A 25,212-nucleotide genomic window follows, 5' to 3' on the forward strand; every position below is an offset into this window, starting at 1 on the left:
GCCATGCAGGAAAATCCTTAGTGGTAAACGGCTTCTTCATCCCCGGTCATGGTGCTGAGGCGATAAGCCGTTTCACCATGGCAGGCCAGATCAAGGCCGGATTCTTCAACCTCATCACTCACACGCAGACCACCCGTCAGAGCAGCGGCTTTCATGGCGATAAAGGTGGCCACAACAGAAACCAGAATGCTGAAACCCATGATAAAGACCTGCACACCCATCTGGGAGAGCATATCGCGTCCTTCGCTATAACCCACCCCACCAAGGAAGGGTGCGGCGAAGACGGTTGTCAGCAATCCACCTACAATCGCGCCGATACCGTGAATGCCGAAAACGTCAAAGGCATCGTCGTAACCAAAGATGTTCTTCAGGTTATCAACAGCCCAGATACAGGCAGCACTTGTCAGGACACCCACCGCAATGGACCCCGCCGGGCTGACAAAACCGCACGCTGGCGTAATGCCGACCAGACCGGCAATAGCCCCGGAAATAATGCCAAAGGTGCTGGGGCGTTTACGATGCACCCATTCCATGATCATCCAGCCCAGCGCGCCACCAACGCCACCCAGCATAGTGTTGACAACCAGTTCAATGGCATGTCCGCTTACCGCGTAATCACACCCACCACAGAAGGCCAGCCAGCCCACGAACAGCATGCAGCCACCCGTATAGGTCATGGTCATGTCATGCGGCGCCATGACAACAGTGCCAAGGCCACGGCGTTTACCAATCATGATCGAGGCGACAAGCGCTGCAACACCGGCATTCATATGCACAACGTTACCACCAGCGAAGTCCTGCGCACCCCAGTCAGCAACCCAACCGCCGCCCCAGGCCATATGCGCCATGGGCACATAGTCGATCAGGAACCACACGCCCAGAAAAACCAGCACTGCGGCAAAGCGCATACGCTCGGCGAAGGAGCCGATTATGATAGGCGGAGTAATGGCTGCAAACAGCGCCATGAAGAAATAATAGAGATATTCAGGCAGAACGCCGACATTGTTATCCGGCGTGACACCGCGCAGGAAAATCTTGTCCAGTCCGCCAATAACCGACTGGAACGGCCCCTCGCTGAAGGTGAGGGTATAACCCACGGCTGTCCACAGGAAAATAATCAGACAGGCACCGGCAAAAACCTGTGTCAGAATAGACAGAACATTTTTGCTGCGTGACATACCGCCATAAAACAGGGCGAGACCCGGCAACATCATGAGCATAACAAACAGCGCGCAGGTTGCGACATACGCCGTGTCTGGCAGGCCATAAGCGGGTTTTGCCGCTGCATCTTCGGCCATGGCCGATATGGGTGCCGCCAGCGAAGCCAGCGTCACGGCCGTTGGTAGTAGCTTTTTACACAATCTTAACATACAGATCCCCCCCTTTATTGGTCTCATTCAGTTGTCAGATGTACGCGACTACCAAATCCGGTGGATAACAGGCCTACACGCCCCGGAATGAAAAAATCTTTCCATAACGCGGCGTGTTTTCAAGGAAACTGTTACCGGACCGGTCTCTTGCTCCTTTTCCTGATATCCTATCGGCCCACATGCCAGGACAGGAACATTTTTTTATTTTAGTTTCGTAACATTATACGGCGACGAACTCTCTTTCCAGAGTTATTTTCACTCATAGGTGAACTAAACCTTATGATAGGTATAAATTCACCTTATTATGGAAAAAACCTTAACAATCCATAGTCATCTGCCGTTCCCATTCAGACAGATTACCGCAATGTGCGTTCCAGTCAGCGGTTTTGATCTTGAGATAGGGGTCTACAAAACCATCGCCCATCATGCCACGCAGCACGGTTGATTCGTCCAGAGCGCGCAGGGCATCCAGCAGGTTCAGCGGCAGACGCATGGCGTTCTTTACCTTGTAGCCTTCAAGATACATGTTGATATCCAGCGGCTCCCCCGGATCACGCCCCTGCTCCATCCCGTCCAGACCTGCGGCCAGAAGAGCTGCCTGCAACAGGTAGGGATTGGCCGCGCCATCGGGCAGGCGCATTTCAAACCGGCCACCGCCCGGCACGCGAATCATATGGGTGCGGTTATCCCCCGCATAAGTCACGGTATTGGGCGACCATGTAGCGCCCGAAACCGTGCGCGGCGCGTTAATGCGCTTGTAGGAGTTAACCGTGGGGTTGAGAATGGCGCACAGCGCCTTGGCGTTATGGATCAACCCGCCAACAAAGTTATATCCTTTGGCAGACAGTTCCATTTTATCCGCAGGATCGTGGCAGACATTCGTATCGCCCTGCCACAGCGAGATATGGGCATGGCAGCCGCTGCCCGTCAGGTGCATAAAGGGCTTGGGCATGAAGGTTGCCCGCAGGCCGTGTTTTTCGGCAATGGCGCGTGCCATAAACTTGAAAAAGACATGCCGATCTGCTGTCACCAGCGCATCGGCATATTTCCAGTTCATTTCAAACTGCCCGTTCGCGTCCTCATGGTCGTTCTGATACGGCTCCCAGCCCAGAGACTGCATGGCATCGCACAGTTCGGCAATCACGTCATAACGGCGCATCAGGGCTGATGCATCGTAGCAGGGTTTGACGCTGGAATCATGCTCGTCGCCAACCTGAGCCCCGTCAGGTGTCACCAGAAAAAACTCGGCCTCAACACCCGTCTTGACCGTAATACCCTGATCGGCCGCACGCTTGATCAAACGCTTGAGGGTATTGCGCGGGCCTTGTGTCACGTATTCGCCGTGCATCTTCAGGTCTGCGGGCAACCAGCCGACTTCTGGCTTCCATGGAAGCTGCACAAGCCCTGTGGGATCGGGAATAGCCAGCAGGTCGGGGTCTGCGGGGGACATGTCGAACGCAGCGGCAAAACCGGCAAAACCGGCACCATTTTTCTGCATATCGGTAATGGCAGAGGCTGGCACGAGCTTGGCGCGCTGTGCGCCGGAAAGATCAATAAACGAGATCAGGAAATAGCGAATGCCCTTTTCACGGGCTACAGTTTCCAAATCGTAACATTTTTGCTGGACGTTATCCATTGATGCGCTTCCATTCCTTAACACTGCTTCCCCCGGCTGCTGGCACGGGGGAAGTCCTGTCTTGATCAAACGCCTTTCAGAAACCGGCCTTGCCCGGGTACCAGTCGGTTCCCGCCAGTGGCAGCCGCGTCATGGCGGCGGCCTCTATGGTCAGGGCCACCAGATCCTCGGGTTCGAGATTATGCAGATGGCTCTTGCCACAAGCCCGTGCGATGGTCTGGGCTTCCATGGTCAGCACCGACAGGTAGTTGGCCAGACGGCGCCCCCCCAGAATGGGATCAAGCCGTGCGGACAGCGTGGGGTCCTGCGTGGTAATGCCCGCAGGATCGCGTCCGTCCTGCCAATCATCATACGCGCCGGGTACGGTGCCGAGCTTTGCATATTCCTCCGCCAGATCAGGGCTCTGGTCCCCCAGCGCCACCAGAGCCGCCGTGCCAATGGCCACAGCATCGGCCCCAAGCGCCAGCGCCTTGGCCACATCAGCCCCCGTGCGGATACCGCCTGAGACAATCAACTGCACCTTGCGATGCAGGCCAAGATCCTGCAATGCCTGCACCGCCGGGCGAATGGCTGCCAGAATGGGCAGGCCAACATGCTCGATAAACACTTCCTGCGTGGCCGCCGTGCCGCCCTGCATGCCATCCAGTACCACAACATCGGCACCCGACTTTACCGCAAGCGAGACATCGTAATACGGCCGACTGGCGCCAACCTTTACATAGATCGGCTTTTCCCAGTTGGTGATTTCGCGCAGTTCCTCGATTTTGATTTCAAGGTCATCCGGCCCCGTCCAGTCAGGGTGACGGCAGGCTGAACGCTGGTCGATCCCTTCTGGCAGGTCACGCATCTGCGCGACGCGCGGAGAGATTTTCTGCCCCAGCAGCATACCGCCACCACCGGGCTTGGCCCCCTGCCCAACCACGATTTCAATCGCATCGGCCTTGCGCAAGTCATCAGGATTCATCCCATAACGGGACGGCAGGTACTGATAAATCAGCGTTGAGGAATGGCCGCGCTCCTCCGGCGTCATACCACCATCGCCCGTGGTGGTGGACGTGCCCACGGCACTCGCACCACGGCCCAGCGCTTCCTTGGCCTGCGCAGACAGCGCACCAAAGGACATACCCGCAATCGTAACCGGGGTTTTCAGATGGATAGGCTTTTTGGCAAAACGTGTTCCCAGAACAACATCTGTTCCACACCGCTCACGATAGCCTTCCAAGGGATAGCGGGACATGGAGGCGCCAAGGAACAGAAGATCATCAAAATGCGGCAGCTTACGCTTGGTGCCACCGCCACGAATATCGTAAATGCCGGTCGCGGCCGCACGCTGGATCTGCGAAACGGTAAACGGATCAAACGTGGCGGAAAACCGGGGCGTTGTCTTGGTGTAATCGTGATGTTTTTCAGTCATGACAGCCTCAGTATGCCGATGCGTTATCGACGTTGAAGTGATAGAGCGTGCGGGCTGAACCATAGAGCCGGAAATCTTCAGCCTTGCAGTCCGTTACACCGGCTTTTTCAAGCAGGGAGGTGACAATGGCACGGTCTTCGGGCGTCATGTCTTTTTCTTCGCAATCCGCCCCAAGGCCACGCACCTTTCCACGAACGAAAATACGTGTTTCGTAAAGGGAGTCTCCCAAGGCTTCACCCGCATCGCCACACACAACCAGATTGCCGCTCTGCGCCATGAAGGCACTCATGTGACCAATGGAGCCACGCACGACAATATCCACACCTTTCATGGAAATACCGCAGCGCGCACCTGCATCGCCCTCAATCACCAGCAGGCCACCATGCGCCGTGGCCCCTGCACTGGAGCTGGCATTGCCTTTGACATGCACACGACCGCTCATCATGTTTTCAGCAACACCTTGCCCGGCATTACCGTTAATAACGACACTGGCCTGCTGGTTCATGCCTGCCGCGTAATACCCAGCATGGCCTTCAATCGTGACCTCAATCGGCTGTGTCAGCCCCACAGCCAGTGCATGCCGGCCATTGGGGTTGGCAACCTGCCAGCTTGCACCAGCATTTTCCGTCTGCAGGCGGCTATTCAGCTCACGCAGCGTGGTCGTATTTAAATCTATCGTCTGCATTGCTTCATCCCGCCTTAGGCTGCGTGTTCCCAGTGATAGACCCGCTGCGGCTCCGGCTCGAACACCTCGGCACTGGCAATACCGGGCAGGCCCGCAAAGGAGCGATATTCCGAGGCAAAGGCCACGTAATCATCCGTTTCAGCCATAACGGCGGGTTTGCAGGCGACAGGATCGCGCAGAACAGCAAAACCATCGCGCGTTCCAACAACAAAAGTATAGAAACCATCAAGATCGTTCAAAGATGCCTTGAGGGCCTGATCCAGTTTTTCGCCCTTGGACAGACGCCATGACAGATAACCCGCCGCCACTTCGGAATCGTTTTCCGTCTCGAAACGCAGGCCTTCGCGCACAAGCTGGCGGCGCAGAGAATTATGGTTGGACAGCGAACCGTTATGCACAAGGCACTGATCCGGCCCGGTGGAGAAGGGATGCGCACCAGCGACTGTCACCGCAGATTCCGTCGCCATTCTTGTGTGGCCAATCGCGTGTGTACCGCTCATTTTTTCCAAAGCAAAATGCGCAGCCACCTGCTCGGGCAGACCCACCCCTTTGTAAAGTTCTATGCTTTCGCCGCTGGAGGCAAACGCTACGCCATCATCAAACATATCGACATAGGCACGCACGGCAGGTTCATGCTCTGCAGCGTAAATCAGGATGACATGGTCATGTCGTTTATGAACTTCGCCACTCCCGCCAATGATTTCCAGAAAACCCGCTTCAAAGGAGCCGATATTGCCATCGGACAGGCCACGCACGGTCATCTTGCGCTGACCCTTGCCCGCGCCGTTATAGACGGCAAAACCCGCACTATCGGGGCCGCGCTCGGTCATGGTTTTCAGCATCTGGGACGTAAGACGCCCCAGTTCAGGCTCAAGCGCCCGGTTTTTGAGAAACAATCCTACGATGCCGCACATCGCAAACCCCCGAAGAGCATGGAACAACTGTCACCATACAATCAGAAGCCGAAACGATATGTCAACGGTAAAGAATAAAACTTTCCCTACAGGAAATATCTGATTTTATTCGCTTTGCCGGGGATACACGATGATTGAAAGATAACTGATTGGTTTTTCAATAAATTTTTCAGGGCCATGCGGAGCCTGACTATCGAACATCAGCGTATCACCCGGCCCCATTTCGTACACTTCCTCGCCATGCCGGTAGGCCACGCGCCCCTTGAGCATGTAAAGCATTTCGATTCCGTGATGTCTGAAACTGACATAAGGCTGGGCATCATCATGCAGGGTGATCAGATACGGTTCCAGCACAAGCGGCCCGTTAAGCAGGTGCCCCAGCAGCCTGTAATGGTGCCCCGCCTTGGTGCCACGCCGCTCAATCGCAACCCCCTGCCCGGCACGCACGAAAGAACAGTCGCGCTGTTCCTCCGCCGTTGCAAAAAGCTGGCTGAGAGGGATGTTCAGGGCGCGGCACACAGCCTGCAACGTGGAAAGTGACGGAGAAATCTGGCCATTTTCGATTTTTGACAGCATACCGAGCGAAATGCCCGCAGCAGTCGCCAGATCGCTGCCGGTCAGTTCCGCCCGGCGTCGGAGCTGGCGTATCTGTGCACCAAGCGATTCTTCCAAGGTCAGTTCCCGCGCGGGGCTGGCCAGAGAGCCGGTTGCCAGCACCACACCGTGTGCTTCATCCGTGTTTTTGGGTGCTGCCGCCTTGCGGCCCGCCGTCTGGCGGCGTGTCACGGGTGCCGCCACGCCTTACCCTACCCGGAACCGCATGGAAGGCGACTGGTGCAGGGTAAATCCAAGCTGTTCATAAAAAGGCACAGCAGTATCACGGGAATCCAGGAACACATCGCCCATGCCACGCGCCACGGCCTCTTCATGGGCATGGGCCATCAGGGCGCGTCCTATGCCGCGGCCACGGCAGGCGGCATCCACCACCAGATCATCCACATGCAAAAAAGCACCACGCGCGAGCGTATGCACAGGCCGCAGGCCCATAACACCCACCAGCTTACCGGCTTCAAAAGCACCGATCAGTTCATAACCGGCAGACATCTGCCGTAGAACGGCCTGTTCGAAAGCTGCCATATCAAGCGTGCGCAGTTGCGCGATAATGGGATAGGCCGCTGTTATTTCCTGTGTGCCAAGGCGGCGCACCACAAGAGACTCTGTCATCGCCTGCTCCCCGGTTCGAAACCTGCCCGCCCGACCTGACAGGGGCTATGCTCCCCCTTCAAGCCGGATCAGGCAGGCAATGGACAATTACTGTGCCGCAACAGGTGCCGGCGCTGTAGTGGCCGCAGGTGCCGCTACCGGAGCCGGTGCAGCAACCGCCGCAGGCTGGGTTTCATTGGTGATCACGTAGGAAATGGATTCCATACGCGTCATGTCCACCACATCTCCCACCTTCAGCGTAGCCAGAAAATCCTGCATGGCCTTGGTGTGCAGAACCGCCACATGCAGCGCCCCGTCATCGGTTACGAAAGAGACGGAATGCGTCTTGAGGTCGATGGCCTGAATGGTGGCGCGCTCACGGTTGAAGGCGGCAATCACGCCACGGGGGTGCCCATGGGCAAAGCCGCGCGCCGTTGTAAGGGTGGATTCAGGCAGCGGGCTACCGGGAGGCGCCATTTCAGCCCCCAACGTTTCCACAAAGGAAATCCGCAGGTGATCACCTTCATGCAGGTGCGGCAGATCGTTCACGCCCGCGCCATATTCAATGGTGATCAGGTGGCCATTATCTTCGCGCAGGAGCACTTCACGCGCTTCACGGTCCACTGTTTCCACAATGGCGCTGGTCTGCTGGTGCTTGAGCAGAACGGAGGCCTGAGCATGAGCGGCTGAGGGCAGAACAGCCGCGCCAAAAGCGCACAGGCCAGTTGCAAACAGTGCCAGAGCCTTGAAAGAAAAACGCGGAGCATGAATGTGCATGGTCTTCAATCCTTTCCATCATCAGCCACAAACGGCGCGCCCCTGTCATGGGGCCAAAGCCCCGTTGCACATAATGGGCCGCCAGGCCGAATACGATCCGTTATTGTGACCATAACACACGCCGCGACAAAGCGTTATCCGTTAGCACCGGTCGTTTATGCCTTTGGCGCACGGATACAAAAAAGCCCGTCCGGCGAACCGAACGGGCCTGAGCCACTCCACATTCAGCACGGGAACGGCCCGGCAGCACTCAGCCGCAGCACTTCTTCTTACGGAAGAAATAGAAAGCGCTCGCGATCAGGCCAACCAGAAGCAGCCCGCGCACGCAGGGGGATTTGGGGCATTTCACCGGACATTTTGCCATGGGGAGGTATCCTTACAAACTCATGTTCAACCTGTTGGGGAACAGGGTAAAGCGAGTTTAGCCGATACTCCCCTTCCCGTCATGCCACTTGTCCGCACCAGAGCGCTTGGCAGGGCTGGCATGTCCACCAGAGGCAGAGACTGCCGCGCCCTCATGGAGTGTAGAAAAATTACCCGCCTTGCCCGAATCGCCCGATTTCACAAACAGCGGATGCTCTTTTTTCAACTGGCTTTACCATGCCGGGAAAATAGTGCTGCCCAGCCGCTCCAGTAGCGGCTTTTGACCGCCCGATCCGCATCATCATCGCCCAGAAGCTGGATAAGGTGACGCAGATCCGTCAGCAGGATACCAACCACAAAGCGGATAATCGGGTCGCTCGTACCCGTAGCTGATGGCAGGGCGGCGATCACTTCTGCGGCAATCCGGTTATCTTCCCCCGTGCGGGCCACGGCTTCGCTCTCGCAACGCTGGATGATCCACTGAAACCCCCGCAACATCCCTGCCCGTAGCGATGCCGCCGACTGCGCAGGCAGAGCCACACCGCTATCAGGCAGGCTGAGCATGGCGCGCGCCACCACCAGAGCATCCATCTGCAACTGCCGTAAACCCTGAGGCAGACGGGCCAGCATGGGGTCACGCTCTTCAAGCGGCACCCAGTGTTCGCGCCGGGCTTCTTCCAGCGCTCCATGCACCAGGCGCAGCGAGGCCGCACATTCGTCATTCATGTCCTGAATGACCGACCATTCCACATTTCCCGCGCGGGCCTTTTGCAGCATGGCCAGAATCTGGCGCACCGTCATAGCCGCATTCCGAAAAGCATCGCGCCGGGCCTGCTCATGCAGCACCACATAGGTCACGAGTGTTGAAGCACTTACCCCGATGATAATGGCGATGACCCGCTCCACCGGGCGCATATAGGGGCTGTCATCCGTAGGAAACAGGATGGCAATCATGAGCGTGACAATACCCATGCGGGCTTCAGGCTTGAACGACACCAGCACGACCAGCGGCACAAAAGCGAGCGCAAACGCCCCCCAGAGCGGCCAGTGCAGGAACATCATAAGCGTAATGGGAACAACACTGACCGTAGCGCCAATCAGCGTACCCACAAGCTGGTCACGCCCTTTGGAAATGGTATCGGTAATGCTGTTCTGGGTAACGATCACCGAGGTAATCAGCGCCCAGCCGGGTTCTTGCAGGTTGATCAGCCATGCCGCCACACCCGAAACGCCAACCGCGCTGAGCAGGCGGATAGACTGGCAAAAAGCCGACTGCACCCGCCAGCGCCCCAGAGCAGCAAGCCCCGGAATGGCCATGGGCCAGTTCCGCAGCGTCCGCCACCAGTTTGCAATGGTAACGTTCAGGGTGTGGCCTCCGCTCCCAGAGGGAGGGGAATCCACCGCACACCGTCTGCATCATGCACCAGCAGCAGCGCCGTGCGCCGGTGCTCCTTGCGGGCGGCATCCAGTCGCTGCTTGAGGGCTGCGGGGGTTGTTACTTCCGCCTGCTGCACCTCGGTAATGACATCGCCTTCCTTCAGGCCACGTTCGGCAGCCACACCATCGTCATGCACGCTGCTGACCAGAACACCTTTCTGGCTGGCGGACAGGTTATATTTCTGCCGGGCCGCCGCATCGAGTGCCGCTACCGAAAAACCGAAATCCGCAAAGCTGAGCGTTGTCGGCCCCTTGGTTTCCTGCGCGGGCTTGGCTGGCGGCTCCTCCGGTGTTTCGGGCAGGGTGCCTACAACCACCGTGGCATCATGGGTTTTGCCATGCTGCCACACACCCAGCCGGGCCTGTGTTCCAACCGGCAGTTGGGCAGACAGCCGTGGCAGGGCGCGGCCATCCACCGGCTTGCCATCGAGTGTCAGAATAACATCGCCCGTCTTCAGCCCCGCTTTAGCGGCCGGGCCGTTCTTTTCCACTCCCGCTACCAGCGCACCCCCGGCGGATGGCAGACCCAGCCCCTCCGCTATGTCCTGCGTGACAGTCTGTATCCGAACGCCCAGCCAGCCGCGCGAGACCTTGCCGTTTTTACGAAGCTGCTCCAGCACGCCACGCGCCTCGTTGGCGGGAATGGAAAAACCGATCCCGACCGACCCGCCCGAGGGAGAGTAGATGGCCGTGTTCACGCCAATGACGTTGCCTTCCATATCAAACAGCGGGCCGCCGGAATTGCCCTTGTTAATGGGCGCATCGGTCTGGATGAAATCATCATACGGCCCCTGCTCGATATTGCGCCCGCGCGAGGAGATGATGCCCGCCGTCACGGTGCCGGACAGGCCGAACGGATTGCCAATGGCCAGCACCCAGTCGCCCACGCGGCGGCGGTCGCTATCACCAAAGGACACGAACGGCAGCGGCGTATGGCTGTCCACCTTGAGCAGCGCCAGATCCGTCCGGTCATCATGGCCGATAATGCGGGCGGTCAGCACCGTATTATCCTGAAGGGTCACGGTAATGCGATCAGCCTTACGGATCACATGATTGTTAGTGACGATATACCCCTGCGGATCAATGATGAACCCCGAGCCCAGAGCCTGCATGCGCCGGGGCGGGGCGTTGGGGTCGGTCTGACGGTTCATGAAGTCATGAAAGAACTTCTCGAACGGCGACCCACGGGGGAAATCCGGCATCTGCGAGGGCTGGTCGTCGTCGTCCTCATCCTCGCCATCGCCTGCGCCGCGCACCGTCTGGGTGGTGGAAACATTGACCACAGCAGGCAGAAGACGGGCCGCCAGATCAGCAAAGCTTTCCGGCACGAGGCGCGCGGCCCCCGATACGGCAACGGGGGCCGGGGCGGGTGTAGGCGCACCCTCCGCCCGAGCACCTGCCTGCACCCAGTTGACGCCCCCCAACAGCACACCGGACAGCAGAATAGCGCGAAACGAGGGGGAAGACAGAAACATGGGCAGACACACTTTCACGTCATGGACAGACTTGGAGGCATGGTAGGCCAATCAAACGCACGCCAGCAAGACCGGCTCAGGCCGGGCGGGCGACCGGTTTACCGACCCCGCGCCGCATATCGAGCCAGAAGGCGAGGCTCAGCAGCACACCCAGCCCCACCACATTTACGCCCACCTGCAAAGACCACACATCTCCAAAGGTGCTGAACACCAGGCGGGCCAGCAGGTCGAGCACGGTACCGACCACGAATATTTCGAGCGAATGGCGGCCCACACAGGCCAGCACCTGCCCCACCACCGTCTCGCCCGACCAACGCCGCGCAACGGTGGAAGACTGCACGAGATAAAAAATGGCCAGCACATCAAGCAGACGCAAAGGCGAAAGCCACGCTTTGGCCGGGGCCACGGCATCGCCAAAAGGCCGCAGATCAGGCAGGTTCCACAGCCCCCACGGAAAAGCCTGCAACGCTGAAAAAGCCAGATAGGCCCAGCACAAACCCACCAGCCACCGCAGGCGCAGAAAGTCCTTCCCGCGCCGCTGCGTACGCTCGGAAGCCGTCAGCCCCAGTGCGAACAGGAACTGCCATGCAAAGGGGTTGAAGTACCAGCCATCGGGGTCGAGCCAGTTAGGGAAATTCACCGCCGGATCAAGGTTGACCAACGCCCATATGGCCCCCGCCAGCACGAGTGCCAGTGAATGCTGTACGCGCATCAGCAGGTAAAATAGCGGAAAACCCGCCAGCAATACGATATAAAGCGGCAGAATGTTGAGGTTACTGGGCAGGGCGTCAAAGCTCATGACCCGCCAGACCCAGCTCATGCCATGCGCCAGCTCAGGTTCCAGATAGTCAACCGAAACCGGCGTGAAATGCCGCCACAGGCGAATAATGAACACATAGGCCACAACCATGATGGTCTGCCCTATGTAAAGCTGCACGCAGCGCCGCAGCAGGCGGCCCAGCGTTACCCGCATGCCGTATTTGCCAAAGGCCCGGCCATAGGCCAGCCATGACGCATAGCCCGCCAGCAGCACGAACACCTCGGCCGCATCGGCAAAGCCGACATTACGCATGGTAAAACGATTGAGCAGGTTCTGGGGAATATGATCGACAAACATCATCAGCAGGGCCGCACCGCGCATTGCATCTATGCGGTGGTCTCGCCCCCTATGAGACAGCGCCTGCGCCGTTGTGGCCAGACTGTCACGTAAGCCGCCCCCCAGGCGCCGCCATATACCACCCTGCATGCCACCCTGCATGACAGGAGAACTCTGCGGGTTTTCCGCCTGCTGCATACCCGCTGTGCCTCTCTATCCCGTTCCCGGCGCGTTCTACACCCCAACCAACGCCGGTTCCTGTTCCTTATAACCCGAGGCTGGCGCCCATCTACCCATCCAGCCCAATCTGTGCCAGAAAAAATATGGCTTCTTTCCGCCCGCAGACGGAAAAAAACCAGACGCGCGGCCTTTCCCCTCCCCTCCCTTCAGGGCCGCGCCTTCTGCCTTGCTCCGCAAGGCGTGACCCACCAGCATCAGGATCAGACCCGTGGCGCAGAACGCTCCCTTCTCCCCCGACGATATTCTCAGCCTCCTGCGTCAGGCTCAGGACCCCGGCACGGGTCTGTCTTTGGCGGATGCCGGGCGGGTTCAGTCCTGTAGCTATGAACAGGGGCGGCTGGCCCTGACACTTGAAGTCCCGCGCAATCAGGCCGATGCGCTGGCCTCGCTCTGCCCGGCCGCCGTTGCCCGTCTTGAAACGCTCCCCGGCGTACAGTCAGCCACCATTGTCCTGACCGCCCACCGCCCCACGGGAGAAGCCCCCCCCAGCCCCACGGCACCACGCGCCGCCGCAGGCCACAGGCCGTTGGGTGGGCCGGCCCCCGCCGCCAATGCGCCGGTGCTGCCCGGTGTGCGCACCGTTATTGCCGTGGCATCGGGCAAAGGGGGCGTGGGCAAATCCACCACCGCCGTCAATCTGGCTGCCGGGCTGGCGCTGGAAGGGCTGAAAGTCGGCCTGATGGATGCCGATATTCATGGCCCCTCGCTGCATCGCATGCTGGGTACACAGGGCCGCCCCGCCGTGGTGGAAGGCCGTATTCAGCCTGTTGAGGCATGGGGAATACGCGCCATGTCTTTAGGTATGCTGGTAGATGAAAATGCCGCCATGATCTGGCGCGGCCCCATGGTTATGGGGGCGATCAATCAGCTTCTGGTGGATGTGGACTGGGGCACACTCGATGTCATGGTGGTGGATCTGCCCCCCGGCACGGGCGACGCCCAGCTCTCCCTGACCCAGAAAGTGCCGCTGGCCGGGGCGGTCATTGTCTCCACCCCACAGGATATTGCCCTGATCGACGCCCGCCGTGCCGTGACCCTGTTTGAAAAGGTCAACGTGCCGCTGCTGGGCCTGATCGAGAACATGTCGTATTTCTGCTGCCCCAATTGCGGGCACAATACCGAGCTGTTCGGCCACGGCGGGGCACACAAGGAAGCCGAAGCGCTGGGCGTGCCTTTTCTGGGCGAGGTACCGCTGCTGGCGGATATCCGCGCCAGTGGCGATAGCGGCGTGCCGGTTGTGGTGGGCGCACCCGAAAGCGAGGGAGGTAAGGCATGGCGCAAGATTGCGCACACCGTGGCGCAGGCTCTTGCAGCAAACCCGAAAGCCTGACGCCAGACAGGCCAAAAACCGGGCGCAGACACGCCCGGTATGGGCCACAACCCGCCGGGTTGGCGGGCACCACCTGCCGGATACAGACCCGGCAGGCTGAACGCTCAGCCCTTCAGGCTGGCCTGCATTTCATCCCATTCGCGGCGGCTCAGGCCCGATCCGGCCTGCTCTACCGCTTCGCCTGCCAGCATACGGCGCAGGACGGACATCATGGTGGTGGAAAATGTCACCGCGCCCCGGCGATATTCCTCAAACGCCGCGGCAGCCTGCGGCACCCATGCGTGCAGCACCTTGAGCATTTCTTCGGCATAGACACGGATTTCATACTGCGCGTGCGGGTCTATGCGCAGGGCCAGAAAGTGCATGAGGTTATGCAGGTCGGTTTTCCAATACCACTGGGTATAGGTGTTCAGCGTCAGGTTAATGCGCGCCAGTTCGCGTGCCAGCCCGTAGCCTTCCTTTTCATCCAGCATACGTTCGTAATCGCCAAACGCCCGCAGGGCATCGCCGCGCAGGATGTCCAGCACCTCGGCCGCGGCCTGCGGGCCAAGCGTCTCGCCCCGCCCCTGCCGGTTAACCGCACTCTGCGCCGCCATGTTTTCAGGCGCGGGCAGATAGAACTCGTTGTCCAGAATGGAGTAGCGGGCGGAATATTCGTTCACGCTCGCCATGCGGTGGCGAATCCACTGACGGGCCACGAAAATCGGTAGTTTGACGTGGAACTTGATCTCGCACATCTCGAACGGTGAGGAATGGCGATGCCGCATGAGATAGCGGATCAGAGCCGCATCTTCCGTAACCTTGCGCGTACCACGCCCGTAGGAAACACGGGCGGCCTGCACGATGGCGCCATCATCGCCCATATAGTCGATCACGCGCAGGAAGCCATGATCCAGCACTTCCAGCGGCTTGTACAGCATGGCCTCGAGCGCAGGCACGCTCGGCCGCAGCGTGGAGGAGACTTCCTGCCCGTGGGCTGCGATCTCGGCGCGTTGTTCTTCGGTCAGGGGCATGCGCGGGGGCCTTTTACCATTGCCATGTAGGATATGCGGGGCGGTTGTACAGGTTAGGCCCCGCAGATGCAAAGACCTTAAGCACAACCCTTGCGCCTGCGCCGCGTGCCGCCTATGTTGGGGGTGCCGGGAGTTTTCTCGCGGCTATGGCAATAAACGGGGTGTGGCATAGGCGTAGTGGACCCGGGGGCGGTACCCGGCGTCTCCACCAAAAATCCGGGCTGGGTCACCAGCCGGGATCACTGGGGACGAAACAGGCTCGACACGCGCAGTAAAGACATCTTTTTTGCCCGGTATTGTACCACCGTTATCGGGCTAATTTTACAAGTGCCAATGATAACACTGAGGTGCTCGCTGTCGCTGCATAAGCGATAAGCGCGGTTCGGGAGGGCACCGGGCAACAGAAGCCCTCCCACCTCACACACGACTCTACCAAAAACCACCATGCTGACCGCCCGGATGCGCCACCATGACACACACAGTTGGGTGTGACAGGTTGCACTGGCGCGGCTTTTCGCGCATGGCTGGCACAACACCATCACCCGGCGGCAAGGAGAGCAGGCATGGCCGATGATCACGACAACTCCGGCGAGAATGCCGCCTTCCCCCCCTCAAACCTGCTGCCTTACGAACGCTGGCTGAACCTCGCTTACAGAAGCGTGCTGGTGAATGCGCTCGAACATGTGAGCCGCGAAGGGCTTGCGGGCGAGCACCATTTCTATCTGACTTTCCGTACGGACTTTCCGGGCGTGGAAATTCCCGCCCGCCTGCGCGCCCAGTATCCGCACGAAATGACCATCGTACTGCAACACCAGTTCTGGGACCTCAAGGTCGATCACGAAACCAACATCGTATCGGTCGGGCTGTCTTTTGGGGGTGTCGGCACGACACTGGTCATTCCCGTGTGGGCCTTTACCGGCTTCGCGGACCCGTCCATCCGCTTCAGCCTGCAGTTCGCGGCTGAAGATCTGGAGGACGAGGCCCCCACCGAAGCTCTGGAAGAGGACACGCCCGAAGAGTCCGGGACGGAAACACAGGGTGATGCAACCTCGCAGGTTGTCAGCCTTGACGCATTCCGCAGGAAAGGCCCATCACCGGCCTGACCCTGGTGCCTGACAGTCAGGGGCCAGGGCTGGGCCAACGGAGAACAAGAAAACAATCATGACCACTCAGCCCCCCCGCCCCCCCCTGCCAGACTTCGCGTACACCCCCATTTTCCCGCTTGGGAAAGACACAACCCAGTACCGCAAGCTTGATATTGCCGGGGTCAGCACCTCGCAATGCGGTGGTAAAACGGTTGTGCATGTCACCCCCGAAGCCCTGAGCGAACTGACAGCGCAGGCCTTCCACGAGGTGGCGCATTTCCTGCGCGCCTCGCATCTTGAAAAACTGGCCGCCATCCTCAAAGACCCCGAAGCCTCGGATAATGACCGCTTCGTCGCACTGGATCTGCTGCAAAACGCCTGTATCGCGGCGGGGGGTATCCTGCCCATGTGTCAGGATACCGGCACGGCCATAGTCTTTGGCAAAAAAGGCCAGCGACTATGGGTTGAAGGCAACGAGGAAATCGCGTTCTCGCGCGGGGTGTATGAAACCTACACCCGCACCAGCCTGCGCTATTCGCAGATGGCGCCGCTGAGCATGTTCGAAGAAAAAAACACCGGCACCAACCTGCCCGTGCAGTGCGATATCTTCGCCTCTCCCGCCGGTGAGCATGACGAGAGCTTCGAGCTGATGTTCGTGGCCAAAGGCGGCGGCTCGGCCAACAAAACCTTCCTGTTCCAAGAAACCCGCGCCCTGCTGGGGTCAGAAGCGCAGTTGCTCTCATGGCTGGATACCAAAATCCGCACGCTGGGTACCTCTGCCTGCCCGCCCTACCATCTGGCCATTGTCATTGGCGGCATGTCTGCCGAGCAGACGCTCAAGACCGTCAAGCTCGCCTCAACCCACTGGTATGACAGCCTGCCCACTTCCGGCAGCCCCACCGGCCATGCTTTCCGTGATGTGGACATGGAACGTAAGGTGCTGGAACTGACCCGCAAGCTGGGCATTGGCGCACAGTTTGGCGGCAAATATTTCTGTCACGACGTACGCATCGTACGCCTGCCACGCCACGGCGCCTCGCTGCCGGTCGGCATGGGTGTATCGTGCTCGGCTGACCGTCAGGTGAAAGCCCGCATTACGGCGGAAGGCTTTTTTCTTGAGCAGCTTGAACATGACCCCGCGCGCTTCCTGCCTGAAACCACGGACGAACATCTGGAAGGCGAGGCTATCAGGATCGACCTCAACCGCCCGATGGATGAAATCCGCCGTGAGCTGTCACAATACCCGGTCAAAACCCGGCTGGCGCTGAGCGGCACCGTGGTGGTGGCACGTGACATCGCCCACGCCAAATTCCGTGAACGGCTGCAAAAGGGCGAGGGTCTGCCCCAGTACCTCAAAGACCACCCGGTTTACTACGCAGGCCCGGCCAAAACGCCCGAAGGCATGCCCACCGGCTCCTTTGGCCCCACCACGGCAGGCCGTATGGATTCCTACGTGGATGAACTTCAGGCCAATGGTGGCTCTTATGTCATGCTGGCCAAGGGCAACCGCTCCAAGGCCGTGCGTGATGCCTGCCAGAAATATGGCGGCTTCTACCTTGGCTCCGTGGGCGGCCCGGCGGCCCGTCTGGCCAAGGACTGCATCCGCAAGGTGGAAGTGCTGGAATACCCCGAACTGGGTATGGAAGCCGTGTGGAAAATCGAAGTGGAAGATTTCCCGGCCTTTATTGTTATTGATGACAAAGGCAACGACTTCTACGCTGAGTTGTAACCCCTGCCCTGCCCCCCGCACCCCCTGCGGGCGGGCAGCCCCAGCAAAAGGAGTGGTGCGGCCACATGCGTTTCACTGTTGATCGTCTTGACCATGTTGTCCTGACAGTCCGCGACCTTGAAATCTCCGCCTCATGGTACCAGCGCGTGCTGGGCATGGACCGGGAAGAATATGGACGCAATAACCGCACGGCCCTGCGTTTCGGGGGGCAGAAACTCAACCTGCGCCCCTATGACGCGCAGGGCTGGGATACGGCAACCCACGCCCTGCCCGGTGGCAACGACCTGTGTTTCATTACCGCCATCACCAGTGCGGATGTAATCGAACACCTCAAAATCTGTGGGGTTACGGTGGTGGAAGGCCCGGTGGCACGACTTGGCGCCATTGGCCCGATTACCTCGGTTTACTGCCACGACCCGGATGAAAACCTGATCGAGATTGCCTCGTATCAGGGCTGACCACAGGCCCGATTAATTGGCATAACCCGGCCCGGATACGCCAGAGCGGCGGCATCCGGGCCGGGTTTGTTTATCAGGCGTGGTTACCTGCTGTGGGGGCAGACAGGCGGGCATGCTGGCCTGTCACGGGGGTTTTTCCGCCATCATGCGCGGCATTACCCAGCCACCCTCCGGTAAATCCGGCACGCAGCAGCCCCTGACGGATCACGGGGTTGCGTTTCATGGTGTTCCACACCAGCCCGCTCCGCCAGTTTTCGATCATCAGCAGGATCGGGCCCTGATCAATGCCCAGATAGGTATTGTCAGCCCAGAAGTTTTTCTGCCCGTCATCGTGGTAACTGGGGTTGAACGCATCCACAAAGCCATACTGGCCGTAGATTCGCATCCCGTATTTGTCTTTCATGGCCCGCAGCGCCCGGATAGCAATTTCAGGGGCGAACGCCACCGAACCACCCGCTGCCGTAGGGGCCAGCGTGCCATCGTCCAGCGTATAATCACGCCCCACACCACGGGCGGAATAGGCCATGAAGTGCCGTTCCTGTCCGCCTTCATGGCGCACGGTATCCGCCGGACCATCGCTGGCTGTCAGACCCCAGATGTCGCTACCGTAATCCTGCCAGCGACCGGGATTATGCTGCGCGTAGGAGCGCTGGGCATAGACCGCACGCCGACTATTTTCGAAATAATCCAGCCCCTTTTCACGGTTCCACTCATCCCGGATACCCCGGAAATCAATCCACGCATGTGTGTACTGGTGGCCGAAAAGAGGGGCGAAGTTCAGGAAGGTCTGCCCATAGGATTCGCCCCAGCGCTTATCGTTGGTGGCGAGCCATGCCTGCCATGAAACCGGCTCCAGTGCCGAGTGGCTGGCACCCAGCCCCAGCACATACAGCATCATGCCTTCGCTATAGCCTTCCCAGTAATTGGACAAAAAGCCATGCTCGGGCGACCAGCCCATGCTGAGCCGGTTATCCGGCCGGAGCATCCAGCGCCAGTCCACACGGTTGAACAGGGTATCCGCCAGATCACGGATTTCGCGCTCGGATACCGTGTCCTGCGTATAGAAACTACGCGCAAACAGCACGCCCTGCATCAGCAGCGCCGTATCGATACTGGATAGTTCGGTATCAGTATTGAAACGCAGGCCCGTGCGATGATCGAGAAAGTGATAGAAAAAACCATGATACCCACCCGCCTGCATGGGGGTGGCATTCTGCGGCAGACGCAGCATGGTGCGCAGCACACGCAGGGTGCGCTCCACCGCCTGCGGCCGCGTAACGTAGCCGCGCGTTACCCCGATACCATAGGCAGTCAGCCCGAATCCGACCGAAGCAACACTGGATTGCGTCTGATCGGACGGATAGCGGTCGGGTACAAGCCCGGTCACCGGGTCAGCCGCATCCCAGAACCAGCGGAAGGTGCGGTATTCCAGATCCTTCATCAGGGTGACATCAGTGGCACTGATACCCCGATGGCTCTCACGGTCATGCCCCATGCCTCCGGGGGGCAGCGGGTGGGGTTCGGCCGCCTGTGTGGCGGTATGTGCCACGCTCTGCTCGGCAGGCTGACCCACAGCGGAAGCCGCCGGAACAGTCGTGGCCGCAGAGACGGCAGGCAGTGCGGCTACAGCCGGAACCACGGGGGATGCCGCCGGTGTATCCTGCGCTGTGGCCGCCCAGACAGGCGAGGCATTGCCAGCGCCAAAGGCCGCAGCCCCCAGCCCTGATACCGTCAGAACCATGTTCAGGAACGTTCGCGCCCCACTCCGGCCCCGCCCACGCGGGAAACACCTGTCCAGTTTCATACCCTGCCCGTATCTCTGTTATGATGCGGTGCCGCGCGCGCAGCGTCACCGCAAGTACGCCCGAAGGCGGCACTCACTTACACTATTACCATCCGCATTATTTTTTTCTTTTTGTTATATCCGCACATCAAACCCCACATCCATTAATATCTCTTTCAAGAAACATTATGGTGCGAGGCTTTCATTCGTGCAGACCGGGGGCTTCGCGGCCAGTGCGGGCCACATATTCGGTATAACCACCGTCATAACGATGCAGGCCTTCCGGTGTTAATTCCAGCACGCGATTGGACAGAGCCGCCAGAAAATGCCGGTCATGGGACACAAACAGCATCGTGCCATCATAGTCAGCCAGAGCGGCAATCAACATTTCCTTGGTGGCGATGTCCAGATGGTTGGTCGGTTCGTCCAGCACCAGAAAGTTCGGTGGATCATACAGCATGACCGCCAGCACCAGCCGGGCCTTTTCGCCCCCTGACAGCACGCGGCACAGCTTGTCCACATCATCGCCCGAAAAGCCAAAGCTGCCAGCCAGTGTCCGCAAGGCCCCCTGTGCCGCCAGCGGGAAAGCATCGTTCAGGGTTTCCAGCACGGTGCGCTCACCATCGAGCAGATCCATGGCGTGCTGGGCGAAATACCCCATCTTGACGCTGCCACCCAGCGTGACCGTGCCTGCATCCGGCTCTGTGGTGCCTGTCACGAGCTTGAGCAGGGTCGATTTACCCGCCCCGTTCACACCCAGTACGCAGCAACGCTCCTGGCGGCGGATCAGCAGATCCAGCCCCTGATAAATCACCCGGCTACCATACGCCTTGTCCACGCCACGCAGGTTGGCCACCGCATCGCCCGAACGCGGTGCGGGCGGGAAGCTGAAGCTTAAGGCCTGCCGGCGCTTGGGCGGCTCCACCCGGTCAATCTTGTCCAGTTTCTTGACGCGGCTCTGCACCTGTGCGGCATGAGACGCCCGTGCCTTGAAACGCTCGATAAAGGCCACTTCCTTGGCCAGCATGGCCTGTTGGCGGTCAAACTGGGCCTGCTGCTGCTTTTCGTTCAGGGCGCGCTGCTGTTCATAAAACTCGTAATCGCCTGAATAGCTTGACAGCACACCCCCATCAATTTCGATCACCTTGTTGATGATCCGGTTCATAAAGGCGCGGTCATGCGATGTCATGAGCAAGGCGCCATCGTACCCGGCCAGAAACTGCTCAAGCCAGATCAGGCTTTCCAGATCAAGATGGTTGCTCGGTTCGTCCAGCAGCATCACATCAGGCTTCATCAGCAGGATACGGGCCAGCGCCACGCGCATTTTCCACCCACCGGACAGGCGCCCCACATCGCCGTCCATCATTTCCTGACTGAACCCCAGCCCGTGCAGAACTTCGCGCGCGCGCCCATCCAGCGCGTAGCCACCCAGTTCTTCAAAACGGGCCTGCACTTCGCCAAAACGTTCCAGAATGGCGTCAAGCTCGTCAAAACGCTCCGGGTCAGCCATGGCGGCTTCCAGCTCCGCCAGTTCAGCCCCGACTTCAGCCACCGGGCCTGCGCCGTCCATGACCTCGGCCACAGCACTGCGGCCCGCCATTTCACCCACATCCTGATTAAAGAAACCGACCGTAACCCCACGATCCGTCAGGACATGGCCTTCATCCGGTTCTTCCTGACCAGTAATCAGCCGAAACAGCGTGGTCTTACCTGCGCCGTTCGGCCCCACCAGACCGATTTTCTCGCCTTTCTGAAGCGCCGCCGAGGCCTCGATAAAAATAACACGATGGCCATTATGCTTGCTGATGGAATCAAGACGGATCATGGAGCCTCAGGAACTGGAGGGTAAGGGGCGAAAGCCGGAGCCGCCCTTATCGCGTAACCCCCGCGCTGCGTAAACAGCGCAGGGGATTTGCATACTCCTGTAAGGCCCGCCCTGCCTTCAGGCGGAATAACGCGCGATGGCCAGATCATCCGCCGCGATATCGGGGGTCCGGCCCGAAAGCACATCCGCCAGCACCCGCCCCGAGCCACAGGCCATAGTCCAGCCCAGCGTGCCATGCCCGGTGTTAAGATACAGGTTATCCAGCGCCGTACGGCCAATCACCGGCGTGCCATCGGGTGTCATGGGGCGCAGCCCCGTCCAGAACTGCGCCTCAGAGGGGTTGCAGCTCCCCGCGAACAGGTCGGACACCGAATGTTCCAATGTCGCACGCCGTGGCGCGCGCAGGCGCAGGTTAAAGCCCGCAAGCTCCGCCGTACCCCCCACCCGCACCCGGTCACCCAGACGGGTGATCCCGATCTTGAAGGTTTCATCCATGACGGTAGAAACCGGCGCACGGCTTTCATCCGTAATGGGCGCGGTGAGCGAATACCCCTTGACCGGATAAACCGGCAGCGTAATGCCCAGCGGCCGCAGCAGAGCAGGAGAATAACTCCCCAGCGCCAGCACATAGGTATCGGCTGTCAGCACGCCCTGCGCTGTTTCCACCCCGGTAATACGCCCCCCCTCGGAGCGCAGCCGCCTGATGTCCGTATTGTAGCGGAATGTCACGCCTTTAGCCTGCGCCATTTCCTCCAGACGCTGGCTGAACTTGAAGGCATCGCCCGTCTCGTCACCCGGCAGGCGCAGACCGCCCACAATCTTGTGGCTGGACTGGGCCAGACCCGGCTCGGCCCGCACGCACCCTGCGGTATCCAGCACCTCGTACGGCACGTTATACTGGTTGAGCACCGCCAGATCGCCCGCGATACCGTCAAGCTGTTTTTGGGTGCGGAATACCTGTAGCGTGCCCTGCTGGCGGTCATCATAGGTAATGCCTGTCTGCGCACGCAAGTCGAGCATGACATCGCGGCTGTATTCCGCCAGCCGCACCATGCGGCCCTTGTTGCGGTCATAGGCGGCAGACGTGCAGTTTTCCAGCGTTGCGGCCAACCAGCGCCACAGATACGGGTCGGGCAAAGGCCAGAATACGAAGGGGCGATACTTCATAAGCAGCCAGCGCACGCATTTGAGCGGCACACCCGGCCCGGCCCATGGCGCGGAATAACCGGGCGAGACCTGCCCCGCATTGGCAAAGCTGGTTTCAAGCCCTGCCCCCGGCTGGCGGTCCACCACCGTCACCTCATGCCCGGCCTGCGCCAGATACCAGGCGGAGGTAACCCCCACCACACCACTGCCCAGAACAAGAACCTTCATGCGCGCGCTCCTTCTCCTGCCTGCGAACACGCCGTGGCCTGCCCGCCACCGGTATAAACCCGGTGATAACGGCGCCCGAGCGATGTCAGGATTTCATAACCAATGGTTTCCTGCGCCTCTGCCAGCGCATCCACTCCGTAAGTCGGGTTCAGCAGATCCACCATGCTGTCCGCCTCAAGCTGGCCTTCGGGCACATCCGTAATGTCCACGGTCATGGAATCCATGGAAATCCGGCCCAGAACGGGCAGACATATGCCTTTGAACCACGCACATTGCCGCCCGGCCCCGTGGCGGGCCTGCCCATCCGCATAGCCTGCGGCAATCGTAGCCACGCGCCGGGGCGCACTGGCCTGCCATGTCAGGCCGTAGCCTACGCGGTCTCCGGGGCTGAGTGTGCGCATTTGCAAAATATGAGCGCGCAAGCCCACCACAGCCTGTAACGGGTTGGGGCTTTCACGGTTGGGGGCCACGCCATACAGCGCCGCCCCCGGCCGCACGAGGTCAAAATGGTATTCCGGCCCCAAAAAAACACCCGATGAAGCCGCAAGGCTCAGCGGTGCGGGCGGCAGCAGGGCCGCCAGCCGACGCAGGCACGCGGCCTGCATGGCATTGGCCGGATCTGCCGGGGTATCCGCACAGGCCAGATGGCTCATGATCAGCTCGACATGCAGCCCCTCCAGCAGAGCTGGTGTGCTGGCCAGTTCAATCACATCGGCCTCGGACAGACCAAAACGCGACATGCCGGTATCCAGCTGGAGCACTACCCCCACGCCTCGCCCGGCGGCACGGGCCGCCTGCCGCACCCAGCCTATCTGCTCAAGGCTGTTCAGTACGGGCCTCAGCCCCGCCGCCAGACAGGCCGTAACCGCATCAGGCCGGGGGCCATGCAGCACCGTAATGCCCGCACCGGCGCTGACATGCGCGCGCAGGGCCAGCCCTTCATCCACATGGGCGACAAAAAACTGCCGTGCCCCGGCCTGCTCCAGCACCGGCGCCACCTGCGCCACCCCAAGCCCGTAAGCATCCGCCTTGACCACGGCAGCACATACGGCCCCGCCAGCCAGTGCGGCTACACGCCGGTAATTGGCGGCAAGGGCCGCAAGATCAATACTCAGCACGGCCCCCGCGCGTGATGCGGGCCAGCCAGCACAGGAAGGGGGGAAGGCGGTTGTCACGAGTTCCATCCGTCTTTTATTGCCATACCGGAAAGTGTAATCCACTGCACATGGTATATCTCGTCAAATTGTTGCATAATGTGCCGTAATTGCTTTATTTTAGAATTATCATGCACAAATTTGGCAAAAAAGACAGATCATGCCAGACCCTATTACCGATGCCATTCTGCGCCATCTCCGCCATGACGGCCGCCTGAGCAACGCCGAACTGGCCGAGCGTATCGGGCTTTCTCCCTCCTCCTGCCTACGGCGTGTCCGCAGACTGGAAGAAGAAGGAATTATCCGGGGTTATCAGGCCATTATCGCGCGCCGCAACGCGCCGCCTCTGGCCACGGTCATTGTGCACATCACCCTCGAACGCCAGACAGAAGAATGCCTGCGCCGGTTTGAAAGCCGTATCCGCGAATGCCCGGATGTGCGCGAATGCTACCTGATGACAGGCGATGCCGATTACCTGTTGCGCGTGGAAGCGCGCGACATGCAGGACTATGAGCGCATTCACAAGGAAGAACTCTCCCGCATGCCCGGCGTTGTGCGCATACAGAGCAACTTTGCCATACGGCCCGTGGTACAGCAGGACAGGCGCCTGCCCGAGCACTGAAGTGCTCATCAAATCAACGGGTGTCCGTTCCAGACAATGAATATGTCCCATTCCAGATGGCAAGCCGCGTGCAAAACCTGATACGCGTCTTGAATAAGATATTCCGAAGTAGAAACATTTTGCGTGCCTGCATGGCCCCTGCCCCTTGATCCCGCGCCGCTCCGGGTCGTCAGACAGGCCCATGCGTGCAGGTTCGCCATATTCGGGCACGCATCCATCTGGATGAGGT

The 25,212-nt window shown here is 59.8% G+C and carries 21 protein-coding genes and 1 other RNA gene; 6 read left to right on the plus strand and 16 right to left on the minus strand.

The genetic code is table 11. The features are described 5' to 3' along the window. Positions 1-17: 17 nt before the first annotated feature. From J2D75_RS08865 to J2D75_RS08915, 11 genes are all read right to left on the minus strand, one after another. The gene (locus J2D75_RS08865) at positions 18-1,370 is read right to left on the minus strand and encodes an ammonium transporter (protein WP_207854422.1); all 1,353 of its coding nucleotides are present in this window, start codon (positions 1,368-1,370) and stop codon (positions 18-20) included. A gap of 316 nt (positions 1,371-1,686) precedes the next feature. Then, positions 1,687-3,006, minus strand: coding sequence for a type III glutamate--ammonia ligase (glnT, locus tag J2D75_RS08870; protein ID WP_207854423.1), 1,320 nt, complete (start codon positions 3,004-3,006; stop codon positions 1,687-1,689). A 76-nt stretch (positions 3,007-3,082) separates the two neighbouring features. Beyond that, positions 3,083-4,420, minus strand: coding sequence for an FMN-binding glutamate synthase family protein (locus tag J2D75_RS08875; protein WP_207854424.1), 1,338 nt, complete (start codon positions 4,418-4,420; stop codon positions 3,083-3,085). 7 nt (positions 4,421-4,427) lie between these two features. Further along, on the minus strand, positions 4,428-5,105 hold the full coding sequence (locus J2D75_RS08880) for a GltB/FmdC/FwdC-like GXGXG domain-containing protein (protein WP_207854425.1): 678 nt from the start codon (positions 5,103-5,105) through the stop codon (positions 4,428-4,430). A 14-nt stretch (positions 5,106-5,119) separates the two neighbouring features. Next, a complete protein-coding gene (locus tag J2D75_RS08885; protein WP_207854426.1) occupies positions 5,120-6,019 on the minus strand; it encodes a class II glutamine amidotransferase domain-containing protein in 900 nt (299 codons plus the stop codon). Positions 6,020-6,124: 105 nt separating this feature from the next. Further along, on the minus strand, positions 6,125-6,805 hold the full coding sequence (locus J2D75_RS08890; protein ID WP_265782988.1) for a helix-turn-helix domain-containing protein: 681 nt from the start codon (positions 6,803-6,805) through the stop codon (positions 6,125-6,127). Between the two features lie 15 nt (positions 6,806-6,820). Continuing rightward, on the minus strand, positions 6,821-7,243 hold the full coding sequence (locus J2D75_RS08895; protein ID WP_207854431.1) for a GNAT family N-acetyltransferase: 423 nt from the start codon (positions 7,241-7,243) through the stop codon (positions 6,821-6,823). Between the two features lie 87 nt (positions 7,244-7,330). Next, the gene (locus J2D75_RS08900; RefSeq protein ID WP_243428633.1) at positions 7,331-7,999 is read right to left on the minus strand and encodes a hypothetical protein; all 669 of its coding nucleotides are present in this window, start codon (positions 7,997-7,999) and stop codon (positions 7,331-7,333) included. Between the two features lie 585 nt (positions 8,000-8,584). After that, positions 8,585-9,763: an FUSC family protein gene (locus tag J2D75_RS08905; protein ID WP_341534971.1), complete on the minus strand. Its 1,179-nt coding sequence runs from the start codon at positions 9,761-9,763 to the stop codon at positions 8,585-8,587. Next, positions 9,724-11,274 carry a DegQ family serine endoprotease gene (locus J2D75_RS08910; RefSeq protein WP_207854439.1) on the minus strand — a complete coding sequence of 517 codons (1,551 nt, stop codon included), beginning with the start codon at positions 11,272-11,274 and terminating at the stop codon, positions 9,724-9,726. Before J2D75_RS08910 ends, J2D75_RS08905 begins: the two co-directional genes overlap by 40 nt. A gap of 76 nt (positions 11,275-11,350) precedes the next feature. Then, entirely contained in the window at positions 11,351-12,568 is a 1,218-nt protein-coding gene (locus J2D75_RS08915) for an OpgC family protein (RefSeq protein ID WP_265782986.1), read from the minus strand. 250 nt (positions 12,569-12,818) lie between these two features. Here J2D75_RS08915 and J2D75_RS08920 point away from each other — a divergent pair, with 250 nt between their 5' ends. After that, positions 12,819-13,940, plus strand: a complete 1,122-nt coding sequence (locus tag J2D75_RS08920) for a P-loop NTPase (protein WP_207854441.1) — start codon at positions 12,819-12,821, stop codon at positions 13,938-13,940. Between the two features lie 104 nt (positions 13,941-14,044). On the opposite strand, the gene thyX is transcribed toward J2D75_RS08920, so the two are convergent. Continuing rightward, positions 14,045-14,953, minus strand: a complete 909-nt coding sequence (gene thyX, locus J2D75_RS08925; RefSeq protein WP_207854442.1) for an FAD-dependent thymidylate synthase — start codon at positions 14,951-14,953, stop codon at positions 14,045-14,047. Positions 14,954-15,039: 86 nt separating this feature from the next. Here thyX and ssrA point away from each other — a divergent pair. The 4 genes from ssrA (at position 15,040) to J2D75_RS08945 (ending at position 18,225) form a co-directional block, all read left to right on the plus strand. After that, positions 15,040-15,368: a transfer-messenger RNA gene (gene ssrA / locus J2D75_RS08930) on the plus strand. Positions 15,369-15,516: 148 nt separating this feature from the next. Next, on the plus strand, positions 15,517-16,056 hold the full coding sequence (locus J2D75_RS08935) for an SspB family protein (protein ID WP_207854443.1): 540 nt from the start codon (positions 15,517-15,519) through the stop codon (positions 16,054-16,056). Between the two features lie 58 nt (positions 16,057-16,114). Then, on the plus strand, positions 16,115-17,767 hold the full coding sequence (locus tag J2D75_RS08940; RefSeq protein WP_207854444.1) for a fumarate hydratase: 1,653 nt from the start codon (positions 16,115-16,117) through the stop codon (positions 17,765-17,767). Between the two features lie 65 nt (positions 17,768-17,832). Beyond that, positions 17,833-18,225 carry a VOC family protein gene (locus J2D75_RS08945; RefSeq protein ID WP_207854445.1) on the plus strand — a complete coding sequence of 131 codons (393 nt, stop codon included), beginning with the start codon at positions 17,833-17,835 and terminating at the stop codon, positions 18,223-18,225. A gap of 73 nt (positions 18,226-18,298) precedes the next feature. On the opposite strand, the gene J2D75_RS08950 is transcribed toward J2D75_RS08945, so the two are convergent. The 4 genes from J2D75_RS08950 to alr all read right to left on the minus strand — a co-directional run bounded on the left by J2D75_RS08950 (position 18,299) and on the right by alr (position 24,391). Beyond that, on the minus strand, positions 18,299-19,720 hold the full coding sequence (locus tag J2D75_RS08950; protein ID WP_207854540.1) for a glucoamylase family protein: 1,422 nt from the start codon (positions 19,718-19,720) through the stop codon (positions 18,299-18,301). A 490-nt stretch (positions 19,721-20,210) separates the two neighbouring features. Beyond that, the gene (locus J2D75_RS08955; RefSeq protein ID WP_207854446.1) at positions 20,211-21,833 is read right to left on the minus strand and encodes an ABC-F family ATP-binding cassette domain-containing protein; all 1,623 of its coding nucleotides are present in this window, start codon (positions 21,831-21,833) and stop codon (positions 20,211-20,213) included. A gap of 117 nt (positions 21,834-21,950) precedes the next feature. Beyond that, a complete protein-coding gene (locus tag J2D75_RS08960) occupies positions 21,951-23,207 on the minus strand; it encodes a D-amino acid dehydrogenase (protein WP_243428634.1) in 1,257 nt (418 codons plus the stop codon). Continuing rightward, complete coding sequence (gene alr / locus J2D75_RS08965) at positions 23,204-24,391, minus strand: alanine racemase (RefSeq protein WP_207854447.1); 1,188 nt, start codon at positions 24,389-24,391, stop codon at positions 23,204-23,206. Before alr ends, J2D75_RS08960 begins: the two co-directional genes overlap by 4 nt. A 130-nt stretch (positions 24,392-24,521) precedes the next feature. Here alr and J2D75_RS08970 point away from each other — a divergent pair, with 130 nt between their 5' ends. Further along, positions 24,522-24,983, plus strand: a complete 462-nt coding sequence (locus J2D75_RS08970) for an Lrp/AsnC family transcriptional regulator (protein WP_207854448.1) — start codon at positions 24,522-24,524, stop codon at positions 24,981-24,983. Positions 24,984-25,212 lie beyond the last annotated feature (229 nt).

This window comes from Acetobacter suratthaniensis (assembly GCF_017377745.1).
GTDB classification, from domain to species: domain Bacteria; phylum Pseudomonadota; class Alphaproteobacteria; order Acetobacterales; family Acetobacteraceae; genus Acetobacter; species Acetobacter suratthaniensis.